The 1,182-nt window shown below is 35.5% G+C and carries 1 protein-coding gene and 1 pseudogene; both read left to right on the top strand.

Annotated elements, in window-relative coordinates:
- Window positions 1-260, top strand: a pseudogene (locus EKL98_RS16595) (hypothetical protein); the annotation flags it as partial.
- Window positions 261-533: 273 nt separating this feature from the next.
- Window positions 534-1,182, top strand: a 649-nt coding sequence (locus EKL98_RS16590; RefSeq protein WP_317125405.1) for a carbamoyl-phosphate synthase domain-containing protein, incomplete at its 3' end; no start/stop codon positions are given.

The raw sequence follows: 1,182 nt of genomic DNA, 5'->3' as shown, positions 1-1,182 counted from the left end.
AAGAAAAATTGAGCGTCGATACCTTGTCGATTCTTTATCCTGAACTAGACACCATCGAAGTAAAAGTGACCATTTTCCCGAATGCTACGATGCAATTTGAGCCCCAATTCCCCAAAGATTCTGTCGCTTATGACAAAATAAAAATTGATAGTATTCTCAAATCCCGTTTGGTCGATTTTCCAAAAGTAAACCCCGCCATCAAACGTGGAATTCCTGTAAAAACACAGTTTATTTTGCCGGTTATTCTTAAAGTAGAGTAAAGAGCTTGTCATTCCATAGGGATCGGGAGCTATTTCCAGCTGTTCACTATATCTTTTTCTTTTTAAAGGAAAAAGAAAAAGGATTTCCACTTCAATCGGGGCTATTTAGAACTTTTTATTTTCATAAGAAACTCTTCAAAAAAACATAAATTTTCAAAAAACTTTGCATTCACTGTTTTAAAAAATTAAATTTGCAAACAAAAATATTCAATCTCGTCTCCCCTCTCCTTTGGAGAGGGGTTGGGGTTGAGGAAATAACAATAACTACGACGAATGAAATACACAACACGAAAAAGCGCCATTCTTCTATTAAGTGACGGAACCATTTTCCACGGAAAATCTATCGGAATTTCGGGAACTACTTTTGGTGAAGTTTGTTTTAATACTGGAATGACGGGTTACCAAGAAATATTCACCGATCCATCTTACTTCGGACAAATAATGGTGGCTACCAATGCACATATTGGAAATTACGGGGTAAACGATAAAGAAATCGAATCAGATAGCATTAAAATTGCTGGATTGGTTTGTAAAAATTTCAGCTTCAATTATTCTCGTGAAGATGCCACAGGAAGTTTGGAAGATTATTTTAAAAAACAAAACCTAATCTGTATTTCTGATGTGGATACCCGTGGGTTGGTGAGTTATATTCGCGACCACGGAGCTATGAACTCAGTAATTTGTACCGATGACACATCAATCGAAGAACTAAAAGCAGTATTGGCAAAAGTTCCAGATATGAAAGGATTGGAATTAGCTTCTAAAGTTTCTACCAAGGAACCTTACTTTTTTGGAGACGAAAATGCAACCTATAAAATTGCAGCTCTAGATTTAGGAATTAAAACCAATATCCTTCGCAATCTTGCCAAAAGAGATTGTTACATCAAAGTTTTTCCATACGATTCAAAATATTCAGAATTAG

This window comes from Flavobacterium bomense, assembly GCF_003970355.1.
This window is presented reverse-complemented; position numbering and strand designations above follow the sequence as displayed.